Here is a 7,406-nt window from a genome sequence, read left to right as displayed (position 1 = left end):
TCAAGCCACGATACTAGCAGAATGTGTCATGATCGCGAGTTTGAGGGAACTACAGTACGCTATCATTCTGAAAACCGCCATATTCCACACCAGGGGGAACTACGATCCGCTATTTCACCATTTCCCGGTCAGAATCAGCAGGTTTCGCTTAAATAGAGGATCTCAGTTCCCTTTCATGCTACGTTTACCCCATTTCCCGCCATTTAGCGGATCATAGTTCCTTTTCACGCGACGCTCTCTGCCATTGCAAGCCCAAAGGGAACTAGTATCTGCTAGATTGCTGAAAACCGCTATGAAGACGCTCATCTCTTAGAGCGGCAAAGCCGCTTTTCTTACTTTGGTTCGGTGAACGTATGTTGTTGACAAATAAATCATTTACGTAATAATATAATTTTACGTACAATAATATTTGTGTGTAGGCATGAAACATGCCGTCCTATTTAATAGCCATACTTATAAGGGAGCTGAATAACGTGGAAATTGCGAATGGTGTTCACATGCTTGAACTGGACTTTCGCGGGCATATAATCAACCCAACCCTTTTGTGGGATCACGAAATGGCGGTGTTAATAGACACCGGATTCCCAGGGCAAATTGAAGAATTGAGAATGACTATGAAGAAGGTCGGAGTGTCGCTCGACATGGTGAAAGTTGTGATTTTGACACATCAAGATATAGATCATATCGGAAGCCTGCCTGAGATTTTGCAGGAGTGTGGCAGTAACGTTCAGGTATACGCACACGAACTGGATAAACCTTATATTCAAGGGGAACTGCCTCTTCTAAAAGACGGACATATAAAAAATCCACCCAAGGGTAGGGTGGACAATACTTTGATCGATGGTCAGGAACTTGCATTTTGCGGTGGAATTCGAGTCATTCACACGCCTGGGCACACTCCCGGTCATATCAGCCTATATTTGAGAAGAAGTAAAACGCTAGTTGCTGGGGATTCGATGTATAGTGTTAACGGAAAACTTGAAGGCATTCATGAGCCAACTACACCTGATGTAGAGGAAGCCCGACTCTCGTTGCAGAAATATCAGGATGATAACATTGAATCTGTCATATGTTATCACGGTGGACTAAGTAAGGGAAGAATGAATGATCAAATTCGAGCATTATAGTGGTTGAGTCCTGTAGTTCCCACAGCAGGATTTGTTGCTTTGAAGATGCGGGTCTCTAAGTGGGGGTGAAGCCGTTATGCATATTCGGCAGCCTCTTGGCTTTACTTCTTCTCGGACTGAGCCTTTTTCTGCGCTTCATCAGCTAGTTTGGCTTGAAGCAACTGTTCTTGTCCTTTATCTTGAATCGTCTTAAGTGCCTCATCAACTGATTTCTTCCCGTCCATGACGGCTTGAATTTCTTGATTGGCAAGCGTACTGAATGGTTGGTAGAAGCCAACTGGAATTTTCTCATAGCCTTTATAGCTCTTGTCAGGATTAGGTTTCAGGAGATAAAATGGCTCAAGATTATGCCCATCCCTCTCTTTGGAGTAAGTGGTACGGGTCATCAGGCTGTTTGAAGATTTGGACATGACTCTAGCGAAATCATCGCTGTTAATATACTTAATGAATTCCCACGCTGCCCGCGTATTGGAAGACTGGGCATTGATACCGAATACATTGGATACGGATACTGAGTTGGAAAAGTCCGGATTCTGAGGATCAACGGGAACGGTGACGATATCCCAATTGACAGGCTTAACATCTTTCAGGCGGTCTTTGGCCTCTTGCAGGTTTTGCATCATATAGTTGCCGTCAACCGTCATCGCAACCTTGCCTATGGCGAATAAATTTTCTTTGAGATAGTCCTCGAACATGCGAGGCGCATTAGCATCGGTGTTTTGATTTTTGGGCATGTACAGCGCACCGGATTTCAATGAGTCGACGGTAAGCTGCAGTGCCTTCTTCCAGGCATCTGTCTGGATTGTCAGCTTCATCTGCTCAGGATCGATGTAAGACAGACCCAGCGTCGTGCCGATGCTGCTCATATATTCATAGGCGACTCCTTCACGCATGTAAGAATAAGCGGAAAATCCATAAATTCGCTGATCTCCCTGACCATCAGTCGGGAATCGTTTGGCGAGATTCATGACATCTTCCCAGCTCATCTTATTTTTGGGAAGCTCTATGGCATACTGCTCGAATAGGTCCTTGTTATAGTAAAGAGCCTGACTGTAGAAATCCGGTGAAAGTCCATATAACTTGCCCTCGCCTTTGAGCTTAATCGTTTCCAATGTAGCTGGGAGGATATTCTCTATATCGAATTTATCCTGCTTAATGACATCATCCAGCGCGTACAGACGTCCTTTTTGTACGAACTTTTCCAGTTGGTCGGTGCCGTTAACGAGGATAATATCCGGCTTTTCTTCCTCGATGAGTTTATCTAGCGCTTCCTGAGGATCTTGGCCTGCTCCATAAATGCTTTGATTGGAGATTACTTCTACGTCAATATTCGGATTTTTGGCCATAAAAAGATTACCGTATTGTTGGTAAAAGGAATTCTTGTCATAATACATCACTTTAATCGTTGCTTTCTCGTCTTTCCCCAGCTTCTTCAGCGATCCGGCTTCTCTCGAAGTACCGTCAGCCTCCCCCGAAAAATTACAGCCTGTCAGTGAGGCCGTTACTGCAATGGCCGCGAGTGTACACATCCAACGTTTCATTTGATTCCCTCCATATTGTTTCTATTACCAAATATAGTAATTATTCTTTCACTATCATACACATGTCGGCATAATAATACAAATAATGCCATATTTAGTAGAGTTGAATTTTTTTGTCGGTCAGGCTAGTGGTTTTTATTGTTAAAAAATGGTAATTATGATAAGTTTAGAGCATATAGTGGCCAAACATTCATCTAATCATAGGAGGTGGCATGATGAGATTGAGATTGTTCTAAAACGGATACCAACGCAGTGATTAAGGAAAGCCCTAACGTATTAGACGATTCATGGCAAGTAAGCAGCATGTTTAAAAACGGTGATTTTATTCTGTTAGGTGAACAAGGTAAAATCGGATTTATTTATAACGATACACAGGTAGTTCGGTTTTATCCCGGTAAAAAACAAAAATATATGTGGCATTTTTGGGCGGAAAAACCACAAGAAACACAAAAATTATTTGGTCAAAAAGTAAAGATTATCGGAGTTAGCAAAAATAATGGAGAAAAAGTAAATGTATTTGAGGGCAGTATCGGAATTCCGAATACCGCTATAAAAGATAATGATAAGGTAGGTAGAATGCCATCTTTGATGACTTTACCTTCAAAAGGTTTATGGAGACTAGAAGCTCATGTAGATGAAAAATTATTCGGTAGCGTGGTTGTAGAAGTTCATTAAGGTTGCGACTTTGACCTATTGGAGGATGTAATGCGATTAATAGCGAGTGTTTTGTTCATATTTCTTTTCCTAGCTGGATGTATAACTGAGAAGCCAGTTCCCGAAAACAAAGAATGGGATATAAGTCCTTTGTTTAATTCAGGAACATATACCATGATTGGACAAGAAGGAAGATTGGGGTTTATCTATAATCACAGTGAAGTGACCCGTTTTTACCCGAACAAAAAACAAAAATATATGTGGCACTTTTGGGGGAAGGTTGAAGAACTTCAAGGTCCATTAAAAGTATTAGGCACAAGTAAAGATACAGGAGAACAAATCACAGTTCTATCAGAAGCCCAAATAGGTGGACCTAATAATGGGGCTGACGCACACATTCCATCACTAATGTCACTACCTTCTCCTGGTCTTTGGAGATTAGATGCGTATATTGGAGAAAAAATTTATGGTAGTATTGTTGTTCAAGTTCAGGAGTAGACAGCTATTGAAAATTGTAAATAGTAATTATGCTGTGCTTGGCAATCATGATTACTATGGGGATGCTGATGCAGTGGTGGGTGTTCTAGAGGATGCTGGTTTCCACTGCTTGCGTAATAAAGGTATTAGGGTGCAAAAAGGGGCTCAATCGATTTGGATTGCTGGGGTTGAAGATATGTGGGAGGGTGTTCCTGATCTAAAGAATGCTATGCAGATGGTGAAAAAGGACGAGTGGGTGCTATTGCTCTCCCATGCACCAGATTTTGCCGATGTTGCAGCTCTTGAACCCGTCCATTTGCAACTCTCAGGTCATAGTCACGGTGGTCAAGTGAGGCTTCCGCTAATCGGACCGCTGTCTTCGGTTCGTCCAATTCGATTTATGTGTCGACCGGAAATAACTGTTGTAACACTAGTTTAAAGACTTAACAGAGAAGGTATTATGCAGATTTGCGCATTATGCCTCCTTGATATCCAATATGAGCAGCGGAGAGTCCCAGTAGAGTAATCTATCGGGACTCTTTGCATCTAAATTTATGCTATCAATAAGAGATTCTGATAAGATGAGACTAACCCTACTAACTTCATATTCGAAATGAAAGGAGAGGAAAATGAAAAGCATATTATTCAAGTATATGACGAAATTTACATCTCTTAACGATGAGGAGCAACGGGCTATCGCTGAAGAGATTCTTATTGAGGAATATAAAAAAGGAACAATGCTCCTTAGACAAGGAGATGTTCCTAATCAATGTTATTTCGTATTGAAGGGATGTGTAAGGCAGTATTCGATAAATGAAACGGGAAAAGAGGTCACTTCCAATTTCTACACAGAAGAGCAAGCAGTCTCGATTTTTAATCGTCATCAACCCAATAAGCCATCTGCTTACACCTTAACTTGTCTCGAAGACTGTACATTGGTTGTTGGTGATTTTGATGCCGAAATGGACATATTTCACAAACACGCACAATTGGAAACTATGATACGCAAGATGGTAGAAGAAAACCTCGGTGAGGTTCAAGATGAATTGAGTTCATTTATTGCTTCTGCACCTGAAGAACGCTACAAAGCGCTATTGCGAAAAAGACCCCATCTAGTCAATCGTGTACCTCAGCACCAATTGGCAAGTTATCTTGGTATTACGCCTGAGTCGTTAAGTAGAATCAAGAAGCGGGTCAATGCCAGTGATTTTTAGGTGGATTGTCATGCACCTTTGGGGAGTTTTCCCCCTCTGAGCAGCAGCCATATCCCAAAGCCCAGTTCTCCTATAATCATTGGAAGCATAAATACAAGATTAAGTATTGCAATTGCCGCATCATATTGTGAAAGAAACGTTTTACTTAGGTGAATGACCATATAGCCTATTGAAGCAAGCAACAATCCAATGCCGATAACTTTAGGAATGCTGTCCGATTTGAAAGTGACATAGCCGACAATCAACAGATGCCCGCCAAAAACGATCAAACCAATAGACCAGATGGATTCAAACGCTTCAAGAAATAGCATCATAAGTGATTGCGTTTGTTCGATTTGAAATGAGGATAAATAGTTGGTATGTTTCGAGAGAAGCAGCACAAATATCAAGTTCATTATAGCGATCCCTAATATCGTCGAATAGGTAAGACGGAGCCATGCACCAAGCAATGAAAGGCTTTGATGAATTGGCTTAAGGAAGATATAGAAAGCCCAGGCGACCACGAAGTCACAGATCAGAATGATGACCCACCCCAAGATTTCAGCTTTGAAAAGGTTGTTTAATGACGCGATGTTGTTGAATGTGGCGATGGGATCGCCTTGTACCACAAGAGTTTCATGGACAAAGCCGTAGGAAAAAAATGAGGCAAGAGCCATGATGATAAGCGATGTACCAGCAATTAATGCAGATTTTCGCTGATACGATACTTCTTTTACTGAGGTAGTCATAAGATAGCCTCCTATTGAGATTGTTTATTTTCATTATAATTAGGAGGAGTATGACTGGTCATTGACTTAAATCAAGGGGAAGGATTTTTTATAGGACTGAAAGGTAGAAAATAGTTTAATTTGTTTTTGGTCTTGTATAAGTGCACACTCTGTTGTATTTTATAGCGGGAACCAAATAGATAAAGAACTATTCAAAATAGTTCACAGGAGAGGGAAGTGAAATTCATTTGAAGCAATACAATACACGAGCTATAATGGCGTCGCTGCTCATTTGCGGCTTCGTAGGCATGTTCAGCGAGACGGCACTCAACATAGCGATTAGTAATTTAATGGACGTGTTCCAGATTTCGGCCGCGACTGCTCAGTGGTTAACGACAGGCTTTTTGCTGACTCTCGGTATTCTGATGCCGATGACAGGTTTACTGCTGCAATGGCTGACGACTAGGCAGCTTTTCATTCTTTCGCTTGCAAGCTCGATCGTTGGGACATTGATTGCAGCGCTTGCGCTCAATTTCGAAATGCTCATGGTTGCTCGCGTTCTTCAGGCAGCCGGCATGGGATTATTGATTCCGCTCATGTTTAATACGATTCTCGTGGTCTACCCTCCGGAGAAGCGTGGGGCAGCGATGGGCTTCGTTGGTCTAGTCATTATGTTCGCACCAGCAACTGGGCCAACTGTGGCGGGTCTTTTAATTGAATATTTAACATGGCACTACATTTTCTGGTTGTCTCTTCCGTTTTTGGTCATAGGGTTGTTGATCGGATTGAAATATCTGGATAACGTCACCGAGGTCACGAGACCCCGCATTGATCCCTTGTCTATTCTTTTGTCAACAATAGGCTTCGGCGGCGTAGTCTTTGGTTTTAGTAAGGCGGGCGAAGGACAGGGAGGCTGGAGCAGCATGATCGTGCTCGCTTCAATTGTCATCGGCCTTATCGCACTTGTATTGTTCGCGCTGCGCCAGATGTTCATGCGCGAGCCGATGATGAACTTGCGCGTCTTCAAGTACCCGATGTTTATCGTGGGGCTGCTTCTTGTGCTGACGTGTATGATGATCATTTTATCGAGCATGATTATTTTGCCGATGTATCTGCAGAACGGGATGAAACTATCCGCGTTCGCTACCGGGCTCATGATGCTGCCGGGCAGCGCATTGAACGGTATCTTGTCGCCGCGTATGGGACGCTTGTTCGATAAGTATGGACCTAAGTGGCTTGTAATTCCGGGGCTCGCTATCGTAGCGGTGATGTTATGGTTCTTTTCCAGCATAACCGTTGCGTCTTCTGTAGCCTTTATCGTGACCTTGCATATTGGTCTCATGGTTGGTATTTCCATGGTCTGGATGCCGGCGCAGACGAACGGACTTAACCAACTTCCACCGGAACTTTACCCACATGGAACGGCAGTCATGAACACGCTGCAACAGGTCGCAGGTGCGATCGGCACGGCAATCGCAATCAGCATCCTCACTAGTGGCATGGAGAAGTATTTAACCAGCTCATCTGTGCCGAGTGAGCCGGTCGAGATGGCTAAAGCTATGATGCTCGGTTCCCAGAACGTGTTCTTGTTCGCGACAATCGTATCCGTCATTGGGCTAGCCGTGGCGTTCTTCATCCGCCGCGTCATCGTTAAGCATGCGACGATGAATGCGGTACACTAACGAA

8 protein-coding genes are annotated in these 7,406 nt (G+C 43.1%); 6 read left to right on the top strand and 2 right to left on the bottom strand.

The window, feature by feature from the left end; all coding sequences use genetic code 11:
- The first annotated feature begins 473 nt into the window (after window positions 1–473).
- Window positions 474–1,127 carry an MBL fold metallo-hydrolase gene (locus IEY34_RS13645; RefSeq protein ID WP_189012415.1) on the top strand — a complete coding sequence of 218 codons (654 nt, stop codon included), beginning with the start codon at window positions 474–476 and terminating at the stop codon, window positions 1,125–1,127.
- 101 nt (window positions 1,128–1,228) lie between these two features.
- Here IEY34_RS13645 and IEY34_RS13640 read toward each other — a convergent pair whose 3' ends face one another.
- Complete coding sequence (locus IEY34_RS13640) at window positions 1,229–2,668, bottom strand: ABC transporter substrate-binding protein (protein WP_189012414.1); 1,440 nt, start codon at window positions 2,666–2,668, stop codon at window positions 1,229–1,231.
- 252 nt (window positions 2,669–2,920) lie between these two features.
- Between IEY34_RS13640 and IEY34_RS13635 the strand changes: the two genes are divergently transcribed.
- The 4 genes from IEY34_RS13635 (at window position 2,921) to IEY34_RS13620 (ending at window position 5,013) form a co-directional block, all read left to right on the top strand.
- Window positions 2,921–3,343: a DUF4871 domain-containing protein gene (locus IEY34_RS13635; protein WP_189012413.1), complete on the top strand. Its 423-nt coding sequence runs from the start codon at window positions 2,921–2,923 to the stop codon at window positions 3,341–3,343.
- A 30-nt stretch (window positions 3,344–3,373) separates the two neighbouring features.
- Window positions 3,374–3,820, top strand: coding sequence for a DUF4871 domain-containing protein (locus IEY34_RS13630; RefSeq protein WP_189012412.1), 447 nt, complete (start codon window positions 3,374–3,376; stop codon window positions 3,818–3,820).
- Window positions 3,821–3,827: 7 nt separating this feature from the next.
- Window positions 3,828–4,238 (top strand): metallophosphoesterase, encoded by a 411-nt coding sequence (locus IEY34_RS13625; RefSeq protein WP_189012411.1) that lies wholly within the window; start codon window positions 3,828–3,830, stop codon window positions 4,236–4,238.
- Between the two features lie 190 nt (window positions 4,239–4,428).
- On the top strand, window positions 4,429–5,013 hold the full coding sequence (locus tag IEY34_RS13620; protein WP_189012410.1) for a Crp/Fnr family transcriptional regulator: 585 nt from the start codon (window positions 4,429–4,431) through the stop codon (window positions 5,011–5,013).
- 8 nt (window positions 5,014–5,021) lie between these two features.
- On the opposite strand, the gene IEY34_RS13615 is transcribed toward IEY34_RS13620, so the two are convergent.
- Window positions 5,022–5,741, bottom strand: coding sequence for a DUF4386 domain-containing protein (locus tag IEY34_RS13615; RefSeq protein ID WP_189012409.1), 720 nt, complete (start codon window positions 5,739–5,741; stop codon window positions 5,022–5,024).
- A gap of 254 nt (window positions 5,742–5,995) precedes the next feature.
- Between IEY34_RS13615 and IEY34_RS13610 the strand changes: the two genes are divergently transcribed.
- Window positions 5,996–7,402: a DHA2 family efflux MFS transporter permease subunit gene (locus IEY34_RS13610; RefSeq protein WP_189012426.1), complete on the top strand. Its 1,407-nt coding sequence runs from the start codon at window positions 5,996–5,998 to the stop codon at window positions 7,400–7,402.
- Window positions 7,403–7,406 lie beyond the last annotated feature (4 nt).

This window comes from Paenibacillus marchantiophytorum (genome assembly GCF_014640555.1).
Taxonomy (GTDB): Bacteria; Bacillota; Bacilli; order Paenibacillales; family NBRC-103111; genus Paenibacillus_E; species Paenibacillus_E marchantiophytorum.
The sequence above is the reverse complement of the archived record's forward strand: the minus strand, read 5'-3'. Positions and strand labels throughout refer to the sequence as shown.

What these genes read in the sequence shown, in the direction of transcription:
- IEY34_RS13640 (WP_189012414.1), bottom strand. Translation starts at nt 2,668, where the DNA reads ATGAAACGTTGGATGTGTACACTCGCGGCCATTGCAGTAACGGCCTCA.
- IEY34_RS13630 (WP_189012412.1), top strand. Translation starts at nt 3,374, where the DNA reads ATGCGATTAATAGCGAGTGTTTTGTTCATATTTCTTTTCCTAGCTGGA.
- IEY34_RS13620 (WP_189012410.1), top strand. Translation starts at nt 4,429, where the DNA reads ATGAAAAGCATATTATTCAAGTATATGACGAAATTTACATCTCTTAAC.
- IEY34_RS13615 (WP_189012409.1), bottom strand. Translation starts at nt 5,741, where the DNA reads ATGACTACCTCAGTAAAAGAAGTATCGTATCAGCGAAAATCTGCATTA.
- IEY34_RS13610 (WP_189012426.1), top strand. Translation starts at nt 5,996, where the DNA reads ATGGCGTCGCTGCTCATTTGCGGCTTCGTAGGCATGTTCAGCGAGACG.